Raw genomic sequence first — 25,383 nt, forward strand, 5'->3', positions numbered from 1 at the left:
AAGAAAATCCTTTTCCTTCTTCCTTTATGATGTTAAGTATTATTATTCCAACTTACAATGAAGCTAAAATAATTGGTGATTTAATTCAATTTCTCCAATGTAATGTAGTAGACAATAATGTCGAAATTATTGTTTCTGATGGTGGGAGTAATGATCAAACACTAGAAATTGCTCAAAATCTTGGAGCGAAGGTTTTTGTTGCTCCCGTGAAAGGACGTGCAGGACAAATGAATCACGGGGTAAGGAATGCAATTGGCGATGTTTATTTTTTTCTGCACGCTGATAGCAGTCCGGTACTTACATTTTATACTGAAATAGCAAGTTCAATTGAAAAAGGATATAACTGTGGTAGTTTTAGAACAACCTTTGATAGTCCCAGCTTCCTTTTAAAAATAAATGCCTATTTCACGCGATTCAATTACTTGTTTTTTAGAGGTGGAGACCAAGGTGTCTTTGTTACTAAGAAATTATGGAATCAAATTGGAGAATACAAGGAAGAAATGGTCATCATGGAAGATTATGACTACATTGCTCGCTTGTGGAAAGAGGGCGTTTTTAAATTAATTCCAAAAGCCACTCTAGTTTCTGCCCGTAAATATGAAGATAACTCTTGGCTCAAGGTCCAATTGGCCAATTTAAAAATAGTTAGGATGTATAAAAATGGCGCTTCGCAAATGGAAATGATCACTAAATACAAAGAACTTCTAAGGTACAGAAAAAATGCATTTTAAAAATAAAATCATTTGGATTACCGGTGCCTCCTCTGGAATTGGTCAAGAACTAGCTTATCAATTAGCAAAAGAAGACGTAATTCTAATTCTGACCGCCACAAACGAATTGGTATTGAATCAAATGAAACAAGAACTAAAGAATACAGTAGTTCATGTTTTACCTTTCAATTTATTAGATATAGATGCCATTCCTGATTTAGTTACTACCGCTATTTCTTTGGAAGGAAAAATTGACTGTGTTATTCAAAGCGCAGGCATCAGTCAGCGTGCAGTGGCTAGTGATACGTCGATGGAGGTTTATAAAAAATTAATGGATATTAATTATTTTGCGCCTGTAGCCCTTACTCAAGCTATTTTACCTCATTTTAAGGAGCGAAATACGGGTAATATTACCGTAATCAGTAGCATTGCAGGACTAATTGGATTCCCTTTGCGTTCAGGGTATGCAGCGTCTAAACATGCAATCAAAGGCTATTTTGAAACGCTTCAATGCGAATTGTATAAAACCAACCTTACTATTTCTCTCGTATATCCAGGAAGAATTAATACTAATATTTCTAAAAATGCCCTTATTGGTAACGGACAGCAACATGGCGCTACTGATGAAAATAATGAGGTAGGTATGGCGGTAGAGGTGTGTGTCAGCAAAATTATAAAAGGATTACGCACGAACCAAAAGTCAATTATCATTGTTAAAGCAGAGCGAATTTTATTTTGGTTGTGGTGGTTTATTCCGGCACTCTATTATAAAATTGCTTACGCCAAGGGATTACAGAACAAATAAAAAAAGCAGATGCATCAATTTTTATCAGGGATTCAACAAGTAGGAATAGGAGTGGCTAATGCACCAGCTGCAATGCACATGTACAAGCACTTATTTGGAATGGATGTTTTAATCTTTGACGATGAGGCCAAGGCTGCTTTGATGACGCAGTATACAGGAGGGGCAGTTTATAATCGCCGAGCCATTTTAACGATGAATCTTCAAGGTGGTGGCGGCTTAGAAATATGGCAATATTTAAACAGAACACCATCGGAATCACAGCCAATTGAAGTAGGTGATCTAGGAATCAATGCTGTGATTTTAAAATCAGCGAATCTAAAAACCTCATACGCAAGATTACAGCATACAAAAGAAATTGAAGTTTCAGCTATCGTAGACTGTCCAGATAGTGGGAGCTATTTTTGGGCAACGGATGCTAATAAAAATACATTTAAAATAATCCCTTCACAAGATTGGTTTCAATCAGGTAATCATGATTTAGGTGGTGTAGTAGGTGGTGTTATTGGTGTTTCAAACATGGAAAAGTCGCTGTTTTTTTACCAAAATGTAATTGGAATTGATACGGTTCTTTATGATTTTGAATACAAACAAGATGGACTTTCGTATCATAAAGTTGGTCTTAGTAAAAAAGCCACAGGAAAGGGTGCTTTTAATAAATTACTGGGCGATGTAACTATCGAGTTAGTGCAGGTCAAAGGCAAAGTCGCTAAAAAAATATACGAAAACCGTTTTTGGGGCGATTGTGGTTTTATTCACTTGTGTTTTGATGTTTTAGACATGGATAGTTTAAAAAATCATGCCGAAAGCCATCACTATTTCTTCACCGTTGACAGCAATAATACTTTTGAAATGGATAACGCCTCAGGTCGTTTTTGTTATGTCGAAGATCCTGATGGTACCTTAATTGAATTAGTCGAAACCCACAAAGTTCCAATTTTGAAAAAAATAGGATGGTTTTTAGATTTACGAAAACGAGATCAAGAGAAACCATTGCCTAAATGGATGATTAAAATGCTAGCTTTAAGTAAGGTCAAATAAATTAATTTCCTTTGTACTGCGAGTAACACCAAGCGGATAGCGGAAAACTCAAAAACACGATTATTGCGACCGTAGCGTTAAAAAGCAGTCCAACTATTACTGAAAGCAGTAGTACGATGACAGGATAAAAAATCAACAATAAGCCAAAAAGAACCGAGTCGTAAAATACGGTATTTTTGGTTTTTTTGTACGCAATGTTTTTAAAAACATGATAAATTCCCCAATTAAGGGCATAGCCTATACCAGCAGGAAGGAATAACAGTACTTTTTTTAGAACCGATGTAGGTCTTGTAAATAAGTGAATCTTTTCTTTTTCTGATTGGATGATCAGATTTTCGGTCAAACCTTCTTTTAGTTTTTGATTGAAGTTATGGTAAAACTCGGATTCCTTGTCCTTTAATGTAACTTCAAATTCAGCGTTAAAATTCACCAAAACTTGTTTTGGATTGGAACTAAATGAGGAGTAGTTTAGGTTTGTAGGTTGAATTTTTACATTAGGAATTGCCTCTTGAATAGCCATTAAAGCTAATCGACCGCTACCTTTTTTTAAAGGTCTTAATTTCCATTCATTAACGCATAAGCCTTCTGAGAAAATCAATATGGTTTGGTTTTTCTTTAATAAATCCAAACAGCGTTTAAATGTGTCCTCATTTTTTCCTAGGTTACTTTTTCCTTCGCTAAGTCTGTAAATTGGAATGAGGTGTAGTGCAGTTAAAAACTTAGCTACAATGGGTTTATCGAAAGCATCTCCTCTTGCCAGGAAATAAATAGGCTTAGGATAGCTGACGGCAATGACTATAGCGTCAAAAAAAGAATTGGGGTGATTAGCCCCAATTATTTTCGGATGATTAAAAGTCGTATTCTTATCAAAATTTACAACAGTTTTACTGCAATAAATTTGCATTGCTAATTGTGCTCCTAATTTAAAAAATGAATACAAATTATATGTTATTTATGAGTCTGAATTAATTTTAGGCTTATAAAAAGTTATCCAAGGCTATTGTCCAATCATAGTCTTTGTAACTTAAATCAGGCTTTGCATCGTTTGGAATTATTTTGAATTGTTTACAAATTTTGATGACTCCTTTTTTGCAACCAAAATCACCTCTAAACCAACTCATTAAAGCAGGGACTTCTAAGGTGTTTTTTTCTTTATTATAAGTGGTATTCCCTTTTAAGTATTTGTCTGTTGAAGCATTCAATTGTTCTTCTAAATTTTTCGCATCATACATTCCAACAGGAGGACAACTTTTAGCTCCACAGTTTAAACTAAAGTGAATGCGGTAATCTACATCTTTCACTCGAAATTTTTGATCTAGTTTAGACGGGAAAAGTTTGTGTAAAGTTCCTAAACTCCATTTAATGCTCGATCTTCTTAAAAAACCGTGTTCGATAATATCTAAGCTCACCTTATTTCCTGCAATTACAAATTGTTCGGATTTAAAAAATGCTCCTCTGTCCTTATATTGCTCTGGATTTTTGCGTAGCGAAATATTGGTAAAACCGTTATACACATTGATAAAAAAAGCTTTTTTTGCAGTATCACCTTCTAATTGCTTAATTAATGTGTTTTCATCGGCCTTAGCAATGAGGTCCATATAATTGGTGGCCTCCTTTATGTTTTTAGTTTTGGCAGCCTCTACTAGTTTTTTTGAGATAGCGATGTAGTCTGTTGTTTGTGAAAAACCAAACTGAATGGTTAACAGCAAAAGTATTGTGAGAATTTTTTTCATGATAATATGTTTTGTTTTAACTATGTACGTAATTTACGTTGATAAGTTTTTGATAAAGTGAAAATGGGAAAACATTAACTTTTTTAAAGTAGCAGTTTATCATTTACATATTACAATAAAAATTGCCGAGATAAGGAATGCTTTTTTAGTTTATAGTTTTGCTATTAAGCAGTTATGCGTGTTAGTTTTCATTGTATAGTTCACCGCGATGTGGTTTTAAAGTATCCCTAACTTGTATCATATACTCATCAGTAACGACCATGAATGCCAATGCTTGCATTTCGCCTTTTACCTCAAATCCAGTAATAGTGAGAGGAAATTTTTCAATAGCTATAAATTCTTTTAAGTGAATTTCATGGTGTTCAGCTGTTTTTGCGGCTGCAGGACCTCTAAAATCCCATATTAATTTTATTTGTCTGGACATCTTCAAATAATAAATAGTTAGTAAACAAAGTTACAAAGTTTATGGTGTTAAATTGAAAAGACAGTCAACAAAGAATAAAATCCACTTCAAAACTGTATTTTTGCAACCTGTTTTAGAATATTTTGAAACAATAATGCATTACAAGAACGAGAATGGCTCAAGAACTCTTAGTACAGGTAACACCAGAAATAGCTGCAAATGAAATTTTGCTCAAAGAATACCTTGGAAAGCAACTAAAAGTTGCTCCCAAAACGATTCAACAAGTCGTTGTTTTGAAGCGCTCTATCGATGCACGTCAAAAAGCGATCAAGATCAATTTGAAAGTACTGATTTACTTAGTAGGAGATGCAATTGAGGAATCAAAAATTAGGTTGCCTGAGTATCCTAATGTGGCTAGTCAGCAGGAAGTGATTGTTGTAGGTGCTGGTCCTGCTGGATTATTTGCAGCTTTGCAGTTGATAGAGCTGGGCTTAAAGCCTATAGTAATCGAGCGAGGAAAGGATGTTAGAGGTCGTCGTCGTGATTTGAAAGCCATAAATGTAGATCACCTTGTCAATGAGGATTCGAATTATTGTTTTGGAGAAGGAGGAGCAGGAACCTACTCAGATGGTAAATTATATACCCGTTCTAAAAAAAGAGGAGACGTCACACGTATTTTAGAATTGTTAGTAGCTTATGGCGCAACTCCAGATATTCTTGTGGATGCACATCCGCATATTGGTACAAATAAGCTGCCCCAAATTATTCAAGATATTCGAGAGAAAATAATTGAGTGTGGCGGTGTGGTTTTGTTTGAAACGAGAGTGACTGATATTCTAATCAAAAATAACGAGATTGAAGGTGTGCTAACTAATCGTGGAGAGACGATAGTTGCTAATAAATTGATTTTAGCCACAGGACATTCGGCCAGAGATATTTTTGAATTATTAGACAGAAAAAAAGTTTTTATCGAAGCGAAACCCTTTGCCTTGGGCGTTAGAGCGGAGCATCCACAATCTTTGATTGACAGTATTCAGTACAGTTGTGATTACCGAGGGGAATTATTACCGCCTGCACCTTACAGTATTGTCAAGCAAGTAGGAGGTAGGGGAATGTACTCTTTTTGTATGTGTCCCGGCGGAATAATTGCACCTTGTGCGACAAGTCCGGGCGAGGTTGTTACTAACGGATGGTCGCCGTCTAAAAGAGATCAAGCGACTGCTAACTCTGGAATTGTGGTTGAATTAAAGCTAGAAGATTATAAACCTTTTGCGAAGTATGGTGCTCTGGCTGGTTTGGAATTCCAAAAAAGTATAGAACAAAAAGCATGGCAGCTTGCAGGGGAAACTCAAAAAGTACCTGCGCAGCGCATGATTGACTTTACAAAGTCGAAAATTTCAACTGATATTCCTAAAACATCATATGTTCCTGGTACCACGTCAGTGGAATTAGGTCAAGTTTTCCCTGGTTTTTTAACGCAAATATTACGCGAAGGATTTACGGAGTTTGGAAAATCAATGCGTGGTTATTTGACCAACGAAGCGATTTTACACGCGCCTGAATCGAGAACTTCGTCACCGGTTCGTATCCCCAGAGATCCAATAACTTATGAGCATTTGCAAATAAAAGGATTGTATCCTTGTGGTGAAGGAGCGGGTTATGCAGGCGGAATCATTTCTGCAGCTATTGACGGAGAAAAATGTGCACAAATGATCGCTGCTTCATTAGGAGATAGTGTGTTAAATCACTAATCAAATCAATTTTTACTTTTCCAGCTTTTACGTTTTGGTAAGCGCTGGAAAAGTAGTTTAAGTAGTTATTTTTTTGATTGCATTTCCATATAATCTACGGCAAGATTTGCCATTGTTTTTACACCCAATACAAATCCGCTTTCATCGATATAAAAGTCGGGTGTATGATGAGGTGCCGTTTCTGAAATTGGTTTTCCTTTTGGAGCGCCACCTAAAAAGAAATACAAACCAGGAATTTTATCTTGGTAAAACGAAAAATCTTCAGCACCCATCACTGCAGGAGTTAACACTACTTTGTCTTTCCCTGCCAAACCTCTTAAGGTAGGAAGCATTTTCTCTGTTAAATTAGGGTCATTGTATGTGACCAATGTTTGTTTCGTAATAACAATATCTGCTTTGGCTCCAGCACTTTCGGCAATAGCATTGACTACTTCCTTTACTCTTTTATGTATCATATCTTGTACCTTACTATCGAGGGTACGAATTGTTCCGTTCATGGTCAGTTCCTCAGGAATTACATTGCTTCGAACTCCAGCATCAATTTTACCTACGCTAATTACAGCACCAGTTTCGGCGATATTTAGATTTCTGCTGATGATTGTTTGTAAGCCGAGAACAATTTGTGAAGCGGTAACAATTGGGTCGATACCTAACCAAGGATACGCACCATGCGTTTGTTTACCACTAATTTTTATTTTGAACCAATCCGATGCAGCCATAGTACCTTCTGGACGGTATTTTATAGTACCCACCTCGGTTTGGGCATTGATATGCAATCCAAATATTACATCAACTTTAGGATTCAAAAGGACACCTTCTTTTACCATCAATTCCGCTCCACCTTCTTCGCCATCAGGAGCGCCTTCTTCCGAAGGTTGAAAGATGAATTTCACGGTTCCTTTAAGGTCTTTTCTTATCGAGGCTAAAACTTCTGCCGTTCCCATAAGCATTGCGGTATGGGTGTCGTGACCACAAGCGTGCATGACGCTAACCTTTTGTCCGTTGTATTCTCCCTCCACCTTTGACGCAAACGGAATGTTGACTCTTTCCTTTACAGGCAAGGCATCGATGTCGGCTCTAAGTGCTACTACAGGACCAGGTTTTCCTCCTTTTAATATTCCAACAACGCCTGTTTTAGCAACACCAGTTTGAACCTCGATTCCAAGTGATCGTAAATGAGCAGCAATTTTTTCAGCAGTTTTAAATTCGCGATTACCCAATTCTGGATTCTGGTGAAAGTCTCTTCGCCACTCAATTACTTTGGATTCGATTGCCTCGGCTTTGGTGCTGATCTTTGTTTTTAATGCGCTATTTTGAGCATTACCACTATAAAGTGTTAAAAGAAGAATACTGCTTGCTATAATTTTATTCATGTTGGTTTAGTTTAGAAACGTTTTATTATCGGTTTGACCTTAAAGGCAATCAAACAAATATAGGCAAAAACTATTTTTAAGCTATGGAGTTGTGATAGTTAGTTTTGTTTTTTCTGTAAAGTCGTACTAGCTAAAAGAGGATTGACTTGAATACTCAATTGCCAACTATGATTTTGGCGTTTAACTTTGTAAAACGCAATAATTGAACTTTGATAAATGGTAGAAATAAATTTTAGATTTGATTGATTGTACTTTGCAAAATAGGTCGAAAAAGCAAAATAGCAACTGTTGAACAATTCGAAATAGAACGTTAAAAGGCACAATGATGTCTGCCTTTTTTTTGTATTTTTGTTGGGCTAAACAATCCTATGATAGAAGAAAACGTAATATTAGTAAACGAGCAAGACGAACAAATTGGGCTTATGCCAAAATTGGAAGCTCATGAAAAAGCAGTTTTGCATCGCGCTTTTTCTGTTTTTATTTTAAATAGTAAAAATGAAATCATGCTGCAGCAAAGAGCGCATCATAAATATCATTCGCCTTTGTTATGGACTAATACCTGTTGTAGTCATCAACGCGCTGGTGAAACCAATATTCAGGCGGGTAGCCGTCGCTTATTTGAAGAAATGGGATTTAAAGCTGAACTAAAAGAACTTTTCCATTTTATCTACAAAGCTCCATTTGATAACGGCTTGACAGAGCATGAATTGGATCATGTGATGATTGGCTATTATAATGAAGCCCCGTCAATAAATCCCGAAGAAGTTGAAGCGTGGAAATGGATGGGAATTGATGACGTCAAAGCAGATATGGTTTCATCTCCAGAGCAATATACAGTGTGGTTCAAGATTATTTTTGATGAATTCTATCATTTCTTGGAAGACCACAAAATTTAAAGGTTTCTATAATTTTTTATAACAATAAATCACGATGAGGGTTACAATAAGTAGAAAAGCACATTTTAACGCAGCGCACAGATTATATCGAAAAGATTGGACTTTTGAAAAAAACGACCTTATTTTTGGTAAGTGTAATAACCCCAATTATCATGGACATAATTACGAATTAATCGTTAATGTAACCGGTGATATAGATCCTGAAACTGGTTTTGTAATGGATGTAAAAATCTTAGCTGATCTGATCAAAGAAGAAATAGAAAATAAATTTGATCACAAAAACCTGAACTTAGACGTTCCTGATTTTCAAGATTTAAATCCAACAGCTGAAAATATAGCGGTTGTGATTTGGAATAAACTAAGGGTCAAAATGGAAGAAAGATTTGATCTAGAAGTTGTTCTCTATGAAACACCACGCAATTTTGTAACTTATAAAGGATTATAATGGCACTACAAGTAGGAGATAAAATTCCTGATTTTTCAGCATTGCGAGTAGATGGTTCTACTTTTTCCAGCTCATCAGTAGTTGGTCAAACGCCTGTAGTTATTTATTTTTACCCCAAAGATAACACCTCTCAATGTACAGCTCAAGCTTGTAGTTTTAGAGATAAATATGAGGATTTTAAAGTGTTAGGTGCTGAAGTTATCGGAATCAGTAGCGATGGTCTAGCTTCTCATGAAAAATTCCAAAAGCAATATAAATTACCGTTTATTCTGCTATCTGATGAGAACAAAAAAATCCAAAAACTATTTGGAGTACCAAAAGCTTTGTTTGGTATGCTTCCAGGTAGGGTGACGTACGTTGCGGATAAAAACGGAATCATTATTATGGTTTTCAATAATATGATGGCCGCTAATCATATTCCAAAAGCACTTAGAGCTATTAAAAGCGCTGTAAAGTAAAAAACAGTACCTATCTTTGCCATCCTTAATCTTGGCATTGTGCTAATAAATCGTACACATGTATTTATACCCTTTACAGTTTGAACCCATTTTAAAAGAAAGAATTTGGGGAGGAAAAAAGCTAAAAACACTTCTTAATAAATCCATCAACTCAAATACTACGGGAGAAAGTTGGGAGTTGTCTGCTGTTGAAGGTGATATAAGTGTGGTGTCAAATGGTGCACTTAAAGGCAAATCGCTTGTAGATATTATCAATGCGTCTCCAGTAGAAGTTCTGGGTAGCTCAGTATATGAGACTTTTGGCAAACAGTTTCCGTTATTATTTAAATTCCTTGATGCTAGGGAAGATTTATCTATTCAGGTGCATCCAAATGATGCTTTGGCTCAAGAGAGACACAACTCATTTGGTAAAACTGAAATGTGGTATGTCATGCAAGCCGATGCGGATGCACGTATTATTGTAGGATTTCAAAAAGATTCTAATGCAGCTGAGTATGTAGCGCATTTGAATAATAAACAATTGCTTTCTCTTCTTGATACTGTAAAAGTTAAGGAAGGAGATGCTTTTTTTCTTGAAACAGGAACCGTTCACGCTATTGGAGCTGGATTGGTAATAGCCGAAATTCAACAAACCTCAGATATCACGTATCGTTTATATGATTTTGATAGAAAAGATGCTAATGGAAATACAAGAGAGTTGCATATAGATTTAGCATTAGAAGCGATTAATTATAATAAAATAGATACGCGCAAACCATATACGGATTTGGTTAACGAGTCGAACACTATTGTGGATTGTCCTTATTTCATAACTAATTTTATTCCGCTGGATGGGGAGTTGTCGGTTGATAAAACAACTGCTTCTTTTAGAGTGTATATGTGTGTAGCAGGAAGTTTTTCAATTGACTATGATGCTGTAAGTTATCGCTACGAAACAGGTGATACGGTTTTGATTCCAGCTTCGATTCCATCCTATCTTTTAAATGGAAAAGCTTCAATTTTAGAAATTTACATTTCATAGTCGCTAATAGAAAGATTATATGTACTTTTGCAAACGCAAATTAAAATTTAAATAAAAATGGCAAACGTTAAGAATTTAAAAAAAGACATTAACTACGTACTTGGAGATATTATTGAAGCAGTTTACTTGTTCGAAATTTCTACAACTGGAAAACCAACAACAGAAACTAATGATTTAATTGACGAAGCTATCGCTGCTTTTGATGTTTTGATCGCAAAAGTGAATGCTAAAAATGTTGAAAACAAAAAAGCACACTTCAAACAAATCAATGTAGAATTGGAACAAACTGCAAATCAATTGATTGCTAAAATCAACGAATTGTAGTCAAAAAAAACGATAAAAAAATATAGATTTTATTTGGAAAACACGAATTGATCTGTATATTTGCACCCGTAATGAGACGCCAGCGTAGCTCAGTTGGCTAGAGCAGCTGATTTGTAATCAGCAGGTCGTGGGTTCGAGTCCCTCCGCCGGCTCATCGTAAAGCCATCTAACTTTTGTTAGGTGGTTTTTTTATTTTGGCTCTTTTTAAGAGGAGAAAAAAGAATTTTAAAATAAATAGCTTTTACTTTGGAGAATTAAAATTCATCATTATATTTGCACTCGAAATGAGACGCCAGCGTAGCTCAGTTGGCTAGAGCAGCTGATTTGTAATCAGCAGGTCGTGGGTTCGAGTCCCTCCGCCGGCTCATCCTAAAACCATCTAACTTTGTTAGGTGGTTTTTTTTATAGGCTACTAAATAAAAAAAGGAATTAGAGTTCATCTAATTCCTTTTTTTGCGATTAAAGCTATTTTTAGCGTTGCTCTACATTGGATATAACAACTTCAGCTCCTTCTGATCTATTCGCGTTAAAATGAACTGTTGCGTTATTGCGTTCCGCTAATTTTTTTACTAGGTTCAATCCAATTCCTGTACTAGAATCACCTCTTGAAGTTTGGCCTAAAGTATAAAACATGTCAAAGACTTTTGTTTCTTGTCCTGCTGGAATACCAGGTCCATTATCTTGGATTGTAATCGTTCTTTCTTCTTGGGAGTAGGTAATCGTAATTTTAGTTACTTCCTTATCATTGTATTTAATGGCATTCGAAATTAAATTTTGAATAATTTGCTTAAATGCGATGGGTTGAAACGCTATCCTGTGATTTAAATTAATTTTATCAATTTGAATCTCGTTATCAATACGAATTAATTTAATGACAGCTTCGACTTCTGCTTGAATTTGTACATCCATTTTCCCTTCGTTATTCTCTACATTTTTAGAATAATAAAGCAAATCATCAATTAATTTTGACATGGAAGATGCGGATGATTTTACCATTTCAAATAAATCTGAAGCACCTTCGTTTAGGTCTAGAATGTGATCTTCCTCAATAAACTCTATCAATGATTTAATGTTGCCTAATGGGGTTTTTAAATCGTGTGCGATGATATTAGCAAATTGCTCTAATTCTTTATTCTTTTCAAGTAATTGATTGTTTACTTTCTTTAATTCTTGATCATAATCCCAAATTCTCAGGAAGGAATCTACTTTTTTTCGAGTTACCTCAGTTACTAATGGTTTAAATAGAAAATCAATAGCTCCTAAGTCATATGCTTTATTAATATGTTTTGGTTCATCGCTTATTGCAGTTACAAAAATTGTGGGGATATTAGAGGTATTAGGGTGTTGTTTTATAATTTCCACAAATTCGTAACCATCCATTTCTGGCATTTGAACATCTACTAGAATTAAAGAAATTTTTTCTTTTAATAATACTTGTAGGCCTTCATTAGCAGATAAGCAACAAATGATTTCTCGGTTCTCATTTTCTAGCATACTTTTTAAAGAAATCAAATTGGCTGGCATGTCGTCAATCAATAATAAAGTGTGCTTTTTTTTACTTGTACTCATTATTAAGTAATTTTATAATATTTTCTATGGTTAGTTCTTGGTGTTGTTTGTATCTAGCTTTTGCAGCTTTGGGCATGTTATTAAAGTCAGCTTCTATGCAATCTTGTATGACTGTTTTACCATTTAATTCAGCCATGAGTTGTAAACCTTTTGCTCCATCACCATTCGCTCCTGATAAAAGGATACCCATGCATTTTTCTTTCAATACTAAAGAAAAAGATTCAAAAATCACATCTATTGAAGGGCGGCTATAATTTACGGCTTCAGAAACGTCCAATGAAAGAGTACGATCCTCTTCCAGGAATACGTGATAGTCTGGCGGTGCTGTGTAGAGCATTCCCCTTTGAATGGGTTCTTTATCTTCGATTTCTTTTACAGTATAATGGGTATTCATTTGTAAAATAGATTCAAAGTTAGTTTCGGCGTTTTTTAATCGATGTAAAATGACAACAATAGGTATATCTAATGATCTGTCAATTCCTTTTAAAATTGAGAGTATACAATTGAATGCGCCTGCTGATCCACCAATAAGAATTACCTCTGCCATTATTTTATTTTTTGATATATTTTCTCATTTGCATCGATCTCTTTAAAATTAGCATAAATACTACTAAAACGTAATGATTCTTTTTTACCTAACACTAAGAAACCATGAATAGGTGAACTAGCATAAAATAGTTTTAAAACTTTGTCTTGCAATTCATTATCAAAATAGATTAATACGTTGCGGCATAATATAAGTTGGCATTCCTTAAACACGCCGTCAGTAACTAAATTATGATTGGTAAATAGAATGTTTTCCTTTAATTCTGAATTAATAATTGAATCCTTTCCATCAGATACGAAATAATCGTTTAAAGAGTTTTTTCCACCACAGTCAAAATAGTTTTTAGTGTATTCTTTAAAGTTGATATTAGAGTATATGCCTTTGCGCGATTTTTCGATTGCATTACTGCTAATGTCAGTGGCGTATAATCGTGTTTTATGAATAAGGTTGTTTTCTTTTAATAAAATATTGAGTGAGTAGGTCTCTTCACCAAAAGAGCAGCCTGCACTCCAAATAGTAATATTAGGATAGCTGTCTAAATAAGGAAAAACGCTATCTACTAATGATTTGTAAAAACTAGGGTCTCTAAAAAACTCACTAACATTCACTACAATTTCGTTAATAAACGTTTTAAAAATGATGGGATTATTGACAAGCTCAAATGTCAAATCCACACTATTTTTCATTCCGTTTAAGTCCATAAACCGATTAATTCTCCTAAGCATTGACGCTTTAGAATAATTAGAAAAATCATAATCAAATCGCTTTTGTATTGCAAAGAGCAATTCGTCTAAGTCAGATAAATGTAGCATTTATTTATAAATCCAGATACTAATTAATGAAATAAGTTTTTGAATATCAATGGGTTTAGATTGATAATCCGATGCTCCTGCATTTATGATTTCGTCACGATCTCCTTTCATGGCTTTAGCAGTTAAAGCAATAATTGGTAGGTTTTTCCAGCGTATATTTTCCCTGATTTTTCGTGTTGCTTCAAAGCCATCCATTTCGGGCATCATGATGTCCATTAAAACGATATCCGTATTACCATTGTTTTCCAAAGCTTCTAACGCTTCGATACCGTTAAATGCTGTAGTAATGTTGGCGCCTTTGCCAGTAAGCGCTGCTGATAAAGCGTAAATGTTTCTAATATCATCATCTACAATTAGAATGTTTTTGTCTTTTAATACTTCACCTCCCGCAAGGTTAGGTGCTGCAACGTAACTTGTTTCAGTGGTGGTTTCTATTTTATTTAAAAACAGCAGCAATTCATCTTTGAGGCGTTCCGTCGCATTATTAGTTTTAATAATGATACTGTCTACACTTTTTTCTAATTCTAATTGCTCTTGCTCCGATAATGATTTTCCGGTATTAATAATAATTTTTATATCTCTGTTTTTTGAAATAGACTTAAGTTGCGATACTGCTTTGATGTTATCAGAATCAGGTAGTCCAAGGTCAACAATGGCACAATCTATATCATCATTTCTCAAAATGGTTTCTGCTTCCTGTCTAGAGTAGGCTTGTAAGCAAATTACGTTATTGTCATTGGAATGCAGCAGTTGCTTAATAGAATAGTTGAGTTTTTCGTCGTCTTCGAGTACTAGTATTTTTTTAAAGACTTTGTTTATTTGGTTGTCAATAGATTCAAATGCCGCTTTTAGTTTTTCGGGAGTAATTGGTTTTACTAAGAAATCAAATGCACCCATTTCCTTGGCTAATTTTTCTCTCTTCATTCCGGACATTACGTGAACGGGAATGTGTTGAAGCTCCTTGTCGTCTTTGAGCCATTTTAAAACGGTCCATCCATCTATTCCGGGTAATTTCATATCCAGAATAATTGCTTTTGGTTTGTACTTCTTGGCGTATTGAAAACCAGTTTCACCTTGATGCGCTATAATGGCTTTGAACCCATTGTTATGTGCTACCTGAAGTAGTACCTCGGCAAATGATGGATCGTCTTCGATAATTAAAATTGTTTTGTCGTCAATACCGGCTTTGTTTCTATCATCTGCGATGTCGGCTGATAGATCAACAAATTCATCATTTGGATTAGGATATTCGCTTTCGATTGTTCTTTCTTCCATTTTTTGCGGAAGCACTATCTCTGTATGTTCGGAAGTTGTTGTTGGATATCGAGCGGGTATTAAAACGCCAAAAGTACTTCCTTGATTAAGGATGCTGTCAAAAAAGACTTCTCCTCCCATTAAATAGGCGAGCTGTTTCGAGATATAGAGCCCAAGCCCAGTTCCGCCATATTTGCGACTAGTAGAGCTATCTGCTTGCTGAAAACTTTGAAATAATTTTTTCTTATTTTCCTCGGAAATTCCAATACCACTGTCCTTTATTGTAATGGCTAAAATAGCATTAGTTGGTAGTGTAGCGAGAGTCGAAGAGGTGAATTGATAATCTTGATCCGGTTGCCCAAAGGTCATGGATACTGTCCCGCTATTTGGAGTGAATTTCATTGCATTAGATAAAAAATTCTTCAGCACTTGTTCGATTTTTCCAATATCAGTAAACAATGCTTTTGGACAATCATCAGTAATTTTAGTAGTGAAGATAATATTCTTTTTCTGCATTTGTACCCTGAACAAGCTATCCATGTCAGAGAATATGCGCTCTACGACTGTTTCTTCGGGATAAATTTCTACTTTTCCAGCCTCTATTTTGGAGATGTCTAAAATATCAGTAATTAGATTCAATAAATCCTTTCCTGAGGAATTAATCACGGATAAGTTTTCAATTTGTGCAGTACTTAAATTTCCAGCTGTATTGTCTTTTAATAAATCAGATAAGATAAGGATACTATTTAATGGCGTTCGTAATTCATGTGACATGTTAGCTAAAAACTCTGATTTATAAGAACTCGCTTTTGCGATTTCATCGGATTTGATGTTTAATTCTTCTTGAGCGATAATTAAATCGCTATTTTTTTTCTCTATCTCATGATTTTTATTTTCGAGCTCTCTTCCTTTTTCCTCCAAATAAGCATTCGTTTGTTCTAGTTCAGCTGCTTGATTTTTCAACTCTTCCTCAGACTGTTGTAGTAATTGAGCGTTTTTGTTTAATTCTTCATTGTTTTGTCGTAGCTCCTCTTCTTGGACAACTAAAATACTGTTTTTACGGTTAATCTCTTCGACGGAAGCTTTCAACTCTTCGTTCCTGATGAATACTTCGAGAGCGCTTCCAATGGTTTCTTGGAGTGTAGCTAGTAGCAATTGGTCAGCATTAGTAAAATGGTGTAACGATCCAAGTTCAATAACTGCCATCACCTTATTTTTATAGGCTATCGGTGTAATCAAAATGTTGTAAATTGCCGATGCGCCTAAAGAGGAACTTATAGAAGAATAGGTGTAGTCTAAGTCACTAAAATATTTTTGCTTGTTGTTTTTTGCAGCTTCTCCTATAAGACCTTCTCCTATTTTTATTATTTCAGGCGTGTCACTATTTCCTGCATAAGTTCCCATCTTTAATAAGCGATCTTGCTTCTCCAAATAGTCGGTCATGTAAAAACTAGCTTGACACGAATTAGTTTGATTGATTAATGCTTCGCAAAGATTTGATCCAAATTCTTTGATAGTTTTAGAATCGATAATAATTTTATTGATTTCAATGATATTTTTTTTCAACAAGTTGTTCTCAATAGCTTCGTCATTAAATTTTTTCAAATCAAGTGACATGGTATTTAGTGATTTGTTTAAAATATCTACTTTGCTGCGTAATCCAATTTGATCACCAAAATTTCCATGACTGATTTTCTCAGACAAATCGACTTGTTCTTTTATAGCATGCACAAGACTGTTTAGGGAGAAATTAATGGCATTGAATTCTTTGTTTCCGGTTAATTGGTTGGTTAATTTGCTGTCACCTACTGCTAGTTTTTTTATAGAGGTCGTGATTACATTTAAGGCAGTAGAAGTTTTACGTATCAATTTGTAAACTAAAAGAGCGGTTGTCAATAAAAGTAAAATCAGAAAAAAACAGGTTATAATCGTTCTGTTAAAAACTACCTTCTCTTGCTGATGTGCGTATTGGATTATATAATTCACCTTTTTATCCCTCAGAGATTTCAAATTATCGTTTACTGCGGTTGAAGTTTTCCACCATGATTCAGGTGTTATCTTGATGGAGTTGTTCATCACGGCTGCTGCAGTGGATAAAAACAACTTGAATTCGGTACTATTTTTATATTTTAATATTACTTCGTTGTTATCAATTGAATTGAAAAGAGTAAGCTTGAAGTCAGCGTTTTTATTAATGTTTATTGCATTGTCGTAATACAAGGTAACATCAGTAGTGGCTGTGTTTACTTGAGTTAATTTATCTAATATCACTCCTCTTAAAAAATTTGCCGCTGCTTTTGTCTCAATATAGCATCGTAAATTATTGGCAAGTTTGGCAAGTTCTACGTCTTCACAATAAATAATTTCTCGATCGATTAAATTATTAATGATGGAGTTTATATCAGTGTACTTTCGGTAGACTTCGATGGTGGGTAGTGCCGTATTGTTTTTGTTGACGTGTAAATCGTCTAAGATTTCTTTGGCAGCCAAAATATTTTTTGTGGCCGTCGTGTCTGTTGATTGATAGGATGAAAACCAACTTGATGTTTCGGCTATTTTAGTATGAAAGTCCGGTATTTTAGACGTATTGAATTTTGAATACTCAAAAAGGATTCTTTCGTCATTAACCAAAGTTTTTATTTTAGATAATTGTGCAATTGTATTTAAGTTTTTTAAACTGTGATCAATTCTTTGATAATCAGTGTAAGTTGTTATCAGATGTGAAATATTAAAATAGATTAATCCAGAAATTGGAATTAATAAAATTAAAATAATCTGTCTCTTAAATGGTAATTTGTTCCACATAGTTCTTGGTAGGTTATCTAGCTAAGATATTTATTTTATTTGACATTAGCTTTTTATTTAAACAAATTTACATTTGAACACTCTTTGATTTTGTTTCATAAAAAAAGAGCATTTCAGACGTGCTGAAATGCTCTTGCTTTTTATTTAGTCAATTGTTTATTGTTGTTTTTTTATTTCGTTGATGTAATTAGTTAGCTTTTTACCATATAAGGAGTTAGCTACTTTTGGAGTCATCGACTTTTGAATGGTATCTAAATATTTTATGTTGATATCATAAATTTCAGATAAGGCAATATATGGTGCTATTTCATAATCTCTATGATTGATGGCAAAATTAGTTGCAAATAAATAACTTCTCTTTGTATTTGAATCTTGTTTTAATGTCAAGCTGTCAATTGCTTTTGCATTTTGTCTTTTGATCGCTTTAAATTTTTGTTCTAATAAAGTCAGATTTTCATCTTTAAAACGACTATTTATTTTTTTGTACTCGTCATAAAGCTCATGATTTTTTGATCCTGTTACCTTTGCAGAGGTAATATAGGAGTCTAAATTAGTTTCAATAGTAATGTTTCCTGGCTCAGCAAAAAACACTAAATTATTGTCCATTGAGTTACTCACCCCTCTATCCAAAAATAAATAAAGCATTTCGGGAGATTTCAAATCAAGGTCACTAGTAAATGTAGAGCTACCGTCAATAGTAATGGTGTCTATTGCTACAAGCGCAGTGTCAACAATGCGTTGGATATACAAAGTTCCATTTTTTAATCCTTTGATATTTCCAGTGATATGAACGTTTGTTTTGGAATCCGTTTTATTACAAGATGCTACGATCGCCAGTGTTACTAGAGCGAGAATGGTTTTTTTCATTGGTTTCAATTTTGCCGCAAAATAAAGAAAATAGTTGGAATGTGTGGGTACTTAATCAAGGTTATTTAAAAAAAAATCCCAATCTATTTCTAAATTGGGATTGTAGTTTATGCTATTAATTTTTCAACCAGGCTTGTCGCAGGCTTGCTTTGGAAGCATCAGTTGCTTTAAGGACTTGCTTGTCTTCAAGAGGAAGGCTAACGGGAGCTTTAAGTATCTTAACAACGCCATCTCGTTTCACCTTAACGGTCATAACACTTTTATCTTTCCAGTTTTGACTATCATTAATCATATCGTAAATCGTGTCTAGATTGTAGGTTTTATCATTGATTGATTCGATACTATCTCCTCCTTTTAAACCAAGACTAGTAAAAAACGAATTAAGCTCAATGTTAGGGATTACGATAATCTCTTTGGTCTCTTGATTTACGGTGATGTAAGGTACTTGTCCTTTTAAAAATATGCCAGCTGGACTTTTTACAACTGCAGGGCTTACGCCAACTTTTGCAAAATAATAATCATAAGGTATTGGTGATGTTCCTGCTACGTAAGTGTTTAAAAAATCACCCACTTCAGGGTAGGTTAAGGCTGTGATTTTATCAAAAAGTTCTTCGTCATTAAAAGCCTTGTTAACGCCATATTCACTCGAAAGTTTTTGCATCAGGTCTAAAATTCCTCTCTCGCCATTACTTTTTTCACGGATGATGATATCGATACACATTCCAATAAGAGCTCCTTTTTGATATACATTAATGTATTGATCTTTGTAGGGTTGCTCTAAAACATTAGCACTCATGGTCGTAAAAGACATGGTGTCATTCATGGTTTTCGCGCGATCAATTTGGTCAGAAAGTCGGGAGTAATAATCCTCCTCGTCAATCAAACCTTGGTTGATTTGAAAAAGGTTTGCAAAATATTCAGTTACACCTTCATACATCCATAAATGTTTAGACATTTTGGGATCGTTATAATCAAAATCTTGAATTTCTTTGGAATGAATACTCAAAGGGGTTACAATGTGAAAGAATTCATGGGATACCACATCCATCATTGATTTTACTAATTCTTCCTTTGACATTACTTCAGGTAAAACAACTGTTGTAGCTGTTGGGTGTTCTAAAGCACCAAAACCTTTAGCATCCTCTTGGGTCAATGACGATAAGTATAGGAGAACGCTGTATTTTTTAGTGGCATTAATTTTTCCTAAAAATGTTTTTTGTGCCGTCATCATGGTCTTCATCTCTGGAGTGATACTCTCAGCGGTAACTTTGCCAGTAGGAGAGTAAACACTAATTAGGATGTCCATTCCATCTACATTAAAAGTAGTATAGTCTGGCTTTGAATACATGATAGGGTTTTCAACTAATTCAGCATAGCGAGAGGTAATAAAAGTGTCCGAGGTAGCGCTAGCATCTCTATCAGTCATTGATGTGCTTCCCCATAAAGTTTCAGGATGTGAAATCGTAACTTTATACGGAATGGTCATGAAATTAGTAAAGTAACCTACAAAGCAGTGCGTGTTTAACATGATGTTCTCGCCTGCCAATATATTGGATCCCGCTGGTGAGAATACATCATCTCCTCCAAAACTACCTCCTTTTTCAGTATCGAATGAGTCGTTTACCAAATACGTTACTTTATCTAAAGTTTTAGCATTGGCTATTGACCAAGAGTTTTCATCTGTTTTTTTAACAACTAATGGGTTGCCTTTTTTGTCAAAAGCTTTTAAATCTTCAATGAACCTGCCGTAATTATCTTCAGAGTAAGTCCCAGGAACTGTTTTAGGGATATGATACGTTATTTGATCCGTGGTTATGGTAGGCGCATTAACGGTTACCATCACTTTATCCTCTTTAATATCATTTAAATTAATGGCTACTTCAATTTCTGTTTTTGCAGGTGCAATGGCTGAGTTGGTGGGTTTACAGCTCCAAAAAAAGGGCACTAAGGCTAGTGTATAAAAAATTCTTTTCATTATTTTACTATTGATTTGCTCTTTAAACTTGCAACATCGCACAAGCTTTTTATTTGTTGGTAATTAGTTATAAAAAAACACTCTTGAGTAAGAGTGTTGCTATTTTAGTCAAATTTGTTTTTGATGTAATATTTTCCATCCAAATCTTCGTCAAAATCGTCAATTTTAATTGGTTTGGGTTTTGGCTTGTTAGCTGCTGCTTTTTTCTTCCACATCTCAAATTTTTCAGCAGGCATCTTTTTTTTCATGATTTCCAGAACCTCTTTTTCTGCTAGTCCGAATTCCTTTTTAATAATTTCAAAAGGATTTTTTTCTTCTAAAGCTAGCGTAACAAGTTTTTCTGTTTGCTCCCAGGTCAGTTCTTTGCGGTTACTCTTTTTCATCACGTGAAAATTAATTCAAATAGGTTTTATAATTAGTAATCTAATAGCTTGTTTATAAGACTTCAATATTAATAAAAAAAAATAGTACTTTGGAATAAAACAGATTTTTTTTTCATTAAATCCTTCTTTTTTAGATTTTGTCTAATTAGGTAGCTGCAGTGCTGTAAAATCTAATAAGCGATTCGATAAAGAAGTGGAATGAAGAGCATTTTTTAAACTTATAGCAACGTGTATTGATAAGCCCAAAATATTAATACCAATTGAAGCGGCATTCTTAAAATCAAAGCCCAAAGCGGTAAACCCATTCTTGCTTTAGGATTTTGATACATATAAACGTGTGTTGGGAAAACAGCAATTAATAACGCAATAACTCCCCAAGCAGCACTATTGGTTAAAATAGGAATCATTAATGCGATGCCAAGAATGATTTCAGCCAAACCACTAATCGTATTTAAGGCTTTAGGATTGGGTAGATAGGGAGGTATAATTTTTACGTATAACCTCGGGTTTCTAAAATGATTTAGTCCTGCAACACAATATATTACAGCCATTAAATAGAGGTGCCACGGTAGTGTCATGTTTTTTAAGTTTAAATGTTAATCGCTAAATTAACGATATATACTTGAAAAGTAGCCCATAAATTCCCAACAAACAATAAAAAATTATCCTTTGCTTTTTTTCCAATTTATATTCATGATCACAATAGCGGCAATAATTAAGATGATTCCTAACCATTGTGTGCTGTTTACCTCTTCATTTAATAATACATAAGCCATCATCACTGATACGGGTAATTCTAGAGCCGATACAATACTACCTAGTCCGATTCCTGTTAGCGGGAAACCCGCATTCATTAACATAGGAGGAATGATGGTTCCAAATAACGCTAGAACGATACCCCACTTTGCAAAAATAGCATAATTAAAAGGTGTCACTTGAGTAGCAATCGAAAAACCAAATACGATAATCGCACCACCTAGCAGCATGTATAAACTACGTTGTGCTGACGAAATATTAGTAGCAACACTGTTAGCAGTGAACATAGTAGTGGTAAATGAGGCTGCCGCTAACATTCCCCACATAATGCCGTGCCAATCTAACTGAACTTCGTTGTTTATTAAATTAGTTGCAAGAACGGTTCCGATTAAAACGATACCTACTGAAAGTACCTTTTGTTTCGAAGGAAGTTTTTTCTCCAAAATCATTTCTAATAAAACGCCCATCCAAACGGTTTGCATCAAAAGAACAATTCCTATGGATACAGGAATGTATTTTACAGCTAAATAGTAAAAAACGCTTGTCATTCCTAGAGATGTTCCAGCAAGCATTAATTGAAAAATATTGCGAGAACTCGCTTTTTTGGTTGTATTTTTATTTTTTATTTTTTGAAATAAATTGATCAGTAATATTCCAATAATTCCCAATATAAATTGAGAACTTGTTACCTCTGCGGTTGTATAGTTTTCAGTGTATGCCATTTTAACAAATGTAGCAAGCATACCATAAGTTGTTGCACCTAATCCTACTAAGAAAACGCCTTTTAAGACATTATTTTTAATCATTATTTTATTTTTTAAAGCGGGCAAAGATAGGCTTTCATCTTGAAGGTGGCTTCATATGCGAACTTTTTTTTAGAATAATCCGTTCAGTACTGGATTTTTGATTCCAATTGAGGCAGGATTTAAATCTAATTTATTTTGTAATAAGTTGGCATAGACACTTCTAAAATCAATTTGGTGCTTTAAATCACCTTGATACAAATCAGCTAAATTAGGATTGCCGCCAATTACATTTCCTTTGTTATTGCCGCCAATTATAAACATTGGAGCTGCTGCGCCATGATCGGTTCCGTTTCTATTGTCCTTTACACGGCGACCAAACTCTGAGAAAACAACTATGGTTACATTTTGCAATAGGTTTGCTTTTTTTAAATCGGTATAAAAACTAAATAAGGAGTCATTTAATTCGGTTAATTTATTTTTGTGAATGGCCAATTGATTATCATGCGTATCAAAACCACCTAAAGAAGTGTAGTATACTTTTGAATTTAAATTACCTTTAATGAGGCGAGCTACCCAAGCTAAGTTTTTTGCTAAGCCTGTTGTTGGATACGTTGTTTCGGCGCTAGATTGCGCAAGTGCTTTTTGAATCAAATCAGATCCTTCGATTGCAGAATTGGCTATTTTTCGAACAAAATCTAACTCGGGATTGTCAGATAAAAGAGCGCTTTCTTCTTTTCCATTTTTAATTTTAAATTTTTCGGGATCTTTAATTGTGATCGCATTTGGCTCTTTCCCTTTTAGTGCTAAATTGTCTATGGTATCGATATTAATTCCCGCTGTAGGAGTGTGGGTGTGGCATTGCAAGTCCAGGTAGCGTCCCAGCCAACCTTCGTTGATGTATTGATTAGAATCTGTTGCGGTTTGCCAAATCTCTTGACTTCTAAAATGAGAACGGTTAGGTTCAGGATAACCCACATTTTGAATCACAGTGAGGTCACCATTTTGTTGCATTTGAGCAAACCCTTTTAATGCAGGATGAAAGGCCATTTCTTTGTCACCGGCAATCACTTCCTCTTTTGACAGTGCTATTTTAGGTCGCATTTCATAATAGAGTGGGTCGAGATAGGGTATAAAAGTATTCAAACCATCATTTCCTCCATTAAGCTGAACAAAAACCACCGATTGCTCGCCAATAATTAAGTTTTCTTGTTTGCTAAAAGCAAATAGAAAATCAGGTAATAATAACGAACCTCCTGTTAATGTACCTGTAAGGGATAAAAAGCTTCTTCTGTTCATAATTGTACGTGTTGGATAGTAGGACTAGATTAACTGAAACTCTGGTTCTTTTATAATGGTGTTGAATAATCGTACAACGGCTTGGTTGCTATTGGGCGCATTGGCATCGAAATCGTATTTTAAAACGGTTTCAAAATCCTTTTGCATATCGGGGCTTACCGCAAAGAGTAGGCGATCAGTAAGTTCTTTAATAATTGCTTTATTAGTTCCTTTTTGCCATTGTAATTGGGTTTCTCTTTCTTTTACATTAGTGTTTCTTACTTCCATTTCTTGGTTATCGGTAGCCCTTGTCAAGCGTCGACCTTGACAAAAAGCATCTGCTACAGAAGCACGTTGTAAGTAAATTTGAGAAGTAAGCCACGATTGACCGCCTTCCCAACCTTTGACATTGGGTTGATTGAATAAGTCCATACTTTGTTGTTTCAAAAGCAGCGCGATTAAATTACTTTTTACATTAGGCAGCTGGAGTTCGTGCACTAATTGCAAACTGAATTCGAGTGGGTTTTTAATTTTGGACCCCGCCGATTTTTTATCAAATTCTTCAGTGAAAATTTTGGTAAGTAAGGGCTTGAATTCAAAATTCACAGTCCTGAAATAATCCCCATAATAGCGAACAAGTGCTTCGTTTGGATTGTCATAAATAAACCATTCCAGAATTTTTCTCGTCATTAGATACGGAATGTTTTTCTGTTCAAAAATAATATCGACCATTTCATCTGCTTTAAAAACACCATTTTTGCCAAAGTAGCTTATTGGTGTATCATCTTGCAGAAACCTACGATATTCAGCGCCGTTCTCTCCCAAAGTGAGTCCGGCTAATCCTTTGGCTCCATTTTTTATATCCTCTTCGCTATAGTTTCCAATACCCAAGGTGAATAACTCTAATAATTCGCGACTTAAGTTTTCGTTAAGTTTTCCTTTGCGATTATCATTATTATCAAGGTAGCGGACCATCGCATTGCTTTTCAAAATTTCCTTGGTTAGCGTTTTAAAATTACCAAAAGCATTCTTTCGCAAAATTTGGTTGTGTTGGAAAACCCAATAATTCACTTTTACTTTTTGAAATGTAGCTACAAAATGATTGTGCAACAGCAATGTCATTTTTTCTTGTAAAGGGAATTCAGCTGTGATCATACGATCAATCCACCATTGTTTCATGGCTTGCGATGTCGTGTTTTCAGCTTTTCGCGCCATTTTCTTTTCCTCCTCTGATCCGTCTTTCAGGAGATGGCGTTGCGTTTTTAGTTCTTGAATGGTCTTTGGACTTTGCTCTAGAAAATCGGGAATACTAGCGTCAAAGGGAACCTGATAAGAAGCAGTCAAAAAAGCTGAAATTCCTTTTTTAGCAATGGCTTGGCTCTCTTTATTCGAAAATCCCAATCGAATGGACCACAGTGTATTTTGATTCATGACAAC

General features: G+C 34.8%; 24 protein-coding genes and 2 tRNA genes. 11 read left to right on the top strand and 15 right to left on the bottom strand.

Annotation, left to right across the window (positions count from 1 at the left end):
* The first annotated feature begins 26 nt into the window (after nt 1–26).
* From ACZ2G0_RS07050 to ACZ2G0_RS07060, 3 genes are read left to right on the top strand one after another with little or no spacing between them, the layout of a single operon-like run.
* On the top strand, nt 27–731 hold the full coding sequence (locus tag ACZ2G0_RS07050; protein ID WP_470309631.1) for a TIGR04283 family arsenosugar biosynthesis glycosyltransferase: 705 nt from the start codon (nt 27–29) through the stop codon (nt 729–731).
* Entirely contained in the window at nt 721–1,515 is a 795-nt protein-coding gene (locus ACZ2G0_RS07055) for an SDR family oxidoreductase (protein ID WP_470309632.1), read from the top strand. The genes ACZ2G0_RS07050 and ACZ2G0_RS07055 overlap by 11 nt, the downstream gene beginning before the upstream one ends.
* 9 nt (nt 1,516–1,524) lie before the next feature.
* Nucleotides 1,525–2,553 carry a VOC family protein gene (locus ACZ2G0_RS07060; protein WP_470309633.1) on the top strand — a complete coding sequence of 343 codons (1,029 nt, stop codon included), beginning with the start codon at nt 1,525–1,527 and terminating at the stop codon, nt 2,551–2,553.
* A 1-nt stretch (nt 2,554) separates the two neighbouring features.
* Here the strand turns inward: ACZ2G0_RS07060 and ACZ2G0_RS07065 are convergent, their stop codons facing one another.
* The 3 genes from ACZ2G0_RS07065 to ACZ2G0_RS07075 all read right to left on the bottom strand — a co-directional run bounded on the left by ACZ2G0_RS07065 (nt 2,555) and on the right by ACZ2G0_RS07075 (nt 4,710).
* Complete coding sequence (locus ACZ2G0_RS07065) at nt 2,555–3,493, bottom strand: 1-acyl-sn-glycerol-3-phosphate acyltransferase (protein ID WP_470309634.1); 939 nt, start codon at nt 3,491–3,493, stop codon at nt 2,555–2,557.
* A 37-nt stretch (nt 3,494–3,530) separates the two neighbouring features.
* On the bottom strand, nt 3,531–4,286 hold the full coding sequence (locus ACZ2G0_RS07070; RefSeq protein WP_470309635.1) for a DUF547 domain-containing protein: 756 nt from the start codon (nt 4,284–4,286) through the stop codon (nt 3,531–3,533).
* A 181-nt stretch (nt 4,287–4,467) separates the two neighbouring features.
* On the bottom strand, nt 4,468–4,710 hold the full coding sequence (locus ACZ2G0_RS07075) for a hypothetical protein (RefSeq protein ID WP_470309636.1): 243 nt from the start codon (nt 4,708–4,710) through the stop codon (nt 4,468–4,470).
* A gap of 152 nt (nt 4,711–4,862) precedes the next feature.
* On the opposite strand from ACZ2G0_RS07075, the gene ACZ2G0_RS07080 reads away from it, so the two are divergent.
* The gene (locus ACZ2G0_RS07080) at nt 4,863–6,440 is read left to right on the top strand and encodes an NAD(P)/FAD-dependent oxidoreductase (RefSeq protein ID WP_470309637.1); all 1,578 of its coding nucleotides are present in this window, start codon (nt 4,863–4,865) and stop codon (nt 6,438–6,440) included.
* Nucleotides 6,441–6,505: 65 nt separating this feature from the next.
* Here ACZ2G0_RS07080 and ACZ2G0_RS07085 read toward each other — a convergent pair whose 3' ends face one another.
* The gene (locus tag ACZ2G0_RS07085; protein WP_470309638.1) at nt 6,506–7,813 is read right to left on the bottom strand and encodes an amidohydrolase; all 1,308 of its coding nucleotides are present in this window, start codon (nt 7,811–7,813) and stop codon (nt 6,506–6,508) included.
* A 368-nt stretch (nt 7,814–8,181) separates the two neighbouring features.
* Between ACZ2G0_RS07085 and idi the strand changes: the two genes are divergently transcribed.
* The 7 genes from idi (at nt 8,182) to ACZ2G0_RS07120 (ending at nt 11,322) form a co-directional block, all read left to right on the top strand.
* Nucleotides 8,182–8,709, top strand: coding sequence for an isopentenyl-diphosphate Delta-isomerase (gene idi, locus ACZ2G0_RS07090; protein ID WP_470309639.1), 528 nt, complete (start codon nt 8,182–8,184; stop codon nt 8,707–8,709).
* 34 nt (nt 8,710–8,743) lie between these two features.
* Nucleotides 8,744–9,154, top strand: coding sequence for a 6-pyruvoyl trahydropterin synthase family protein (locus tag ACZ2G0_RS07095; RefSeq protein WP_470309640.1), 411 nt, complete (start codon nt 8,744–8,746; stop codon nt 9,152–9,154).
* Nucleotides 9,154–9,612, top strand: a complete 459-nt coding sequence (locus tag ACZ2G0_RS07100; protein ID WP_470309641.1) for a peroxiredoxin — start codon at nt 9,154–9,156, stop codon at nt 9,610–9,612. Before ACZ2G0_RS07095 ends, ACZ2G0_RS07100 begins: the two co-directional genes overlap by 1 nt.
* Before the next feature lie 58 nt (nt 9,613–9,670).
* Complete coding sequence (locus tag ACZ2G0_RS07105; protein ID WP_470309643.1) at nt 9,671–10,633, top strand: type I phosphomannose isomerase catalytic subunit; 963 nt, start codon at nt 9,671–9,673, stop codon at nt 10,631–10,633.
* A 57-nt stretch (nt 10,634–10,690) separates the two neighbouring features.
* Complete coding sequence (locus ACZ2G0_RS07110) at nt 10,691–10,957, top strand: hypothetical protein (protein WP_072944384.1); 267 nt, start codon at nt 10,691–10,693, stop codon at nt 10,955–10,957.
* A gap of 78 nt (nt 10,958–11,035) precedes the next feature.
* Nucleotides 11,036–11,109 (top strand) — tRNA-Thr (locus tag ACZ2G0_RS07115).
* A 139-nt stretch (nt 11,110–11,248) separates the two neighbouring features.
* Nucleotides 11,249–11,322 (top strand) — tRNA-Thr (locus tag ACZ2G0_RS07120).
* 106 nt (nt 11,323–11,428) lie between these two features.
* Here ACZ2G0_RS07120 and ACZ2G0_RS07125 read toward each other — a convergent pair.
* The 11 genes from ACZ2G0_RS07125 to ACZ2G0_RS07175 form a co-directional block, all read right to left on the bottom strand.
* The gene (locus ACZ2G0_RS07125; RefSeq protein WP_470309644.1) at nt 11,429–12,526 is read right to left on the bottom strand and encodes a sensor histidine kinase; all 1,098 of its coding nucleotides are present in this window, start codon (nt 12,524–12,526) and stop codon (nt 11,429–11,431) included.
* Nucleotides 12,513–13,073, bottom strand: coding sequence for a chemotaxis protein CheB (locus tag ACZ2G0_RS07130; protein WP_470309645.1), 561 nt, complete (start codon nt 13,071–13,073; stop codon nt 12,513–12,515). Before ACZ2G0_RS07130 ends, ACZ2G0_RS07125 begins: the two co-directional genes overlap by 14 nt.
* The gene (locus ACZ2G0_RS07135; protein ID WP_470309646.1) at nt 13,073–13,885 is read right to left on the bottom strand and encodes a CheR family methyltransferase; all 813 of its coding nucleotides are present in this window, start codon (nt 13,883–13,885) and stop codon (nt 13,073–13,075) included. Before ACZ2G0_RS07135 ends, ACZ2G0_RS07130 begins: the two co-directional genes overlap by 1 nt.
* Nucleotides 13,886–17,944 (bottom strand): response regulator, encoded by a 4,059-nt coding sequence (locus ACZ2G0_RS07140; RefSeq protein WP_470309647.1) that lies wholly within the window; start codon nt 17,942–17,944, stop codon nt 13,886–13,888. It abuts the gene before it with no gap.
* A gap of 156 nt (nt 17,945–18,100) precedes the next feature.
* A complete protein-coding gene (locus ACZ2G0_RS07145; protein WP_470309648.1) occupies nt 18,101–18,811 on the bottom strand; it encodes a DUF4369 domain-containing protein in 711 nt (236 codons plus the stop codon).
* Nucleotides 18,812–18,926: 115 nt separating this feature from the next.
* Nucleotides 18,927–20,786 (bottom strand): M61 family metallopeptidase, encoded by a 1,860-nt coding sequence (locus ACZ2G0_RS07150; protein WP_470309649.1) that lies wholly within the window; start codon nt 20,784–20,786, stop codon nt 18,927–18,929.
* Between the two features lie 104 nt (nt 20,787–20,890).
* A complete protein-coding gene (locus tag ACZ2G0_RS07155; RefSeq protein WP_300287685.1) occupies nt 20,891–21,169 on the bottom strand; it encodes a DUF2805 domain-containing protein in 279 nt (92 codons plus the stop codon).
* A gap of 218 nt (nt 21,170–21,387) precedes the next feature.
* Nucleotides 21,388–21,747, bottom strand: a complete 360-nt coding sequence (locus ACZ2G0_RS07160) for a DoxX family protein (protein ID WP_470309650.1) — start codon at nt 21,745–21,747, stop codon at nt 21,388–21,390.
* Between the two features lie 84 nt (nt 21,748–21,831).
* Nucleotides 21,832–22,731: an EamA family transporter gene (locus tag ACZ2G0_RS07165; RefSeq protein ID WP_470309651.1), complete on the bottom strand. Its 900-nt coding sequence runs from the start codon at nt 22,729–22,731 to the stop codon at nt 21,832–21,834.
* A gap of 69 nt (nt 22,732–22,800) precedes the next feature.
* Entirely contained in the window at nt 22,801–23,967 is a 1,167-nt protein-coding gene (locus tag ACZ2G0_RS07170) for a DUF1501 domain-containing protein (RefSeq protein ID WP_470309652.1), read from the bottom strand.
* A gap of 24 nt (nt 23,968–23,991) precedes the next feature.
* Complete coding sequence (locus tag ACZ2G0_RS07175; RefSeq protein WP_470309653.1) at nt 23,992–25,377, bottom strand: DUF1800 domain-containing protein; 1,386 nt, start codon at nt 25,375–25,377, stop codon at nt 23,992–23,994.
* Between the last annotated feature and the right edge of the window lie 6 nt (nt 25,378–25,383).

The organism is Flavobacterium sp. KKT103 (assembly GCF_055640565.1).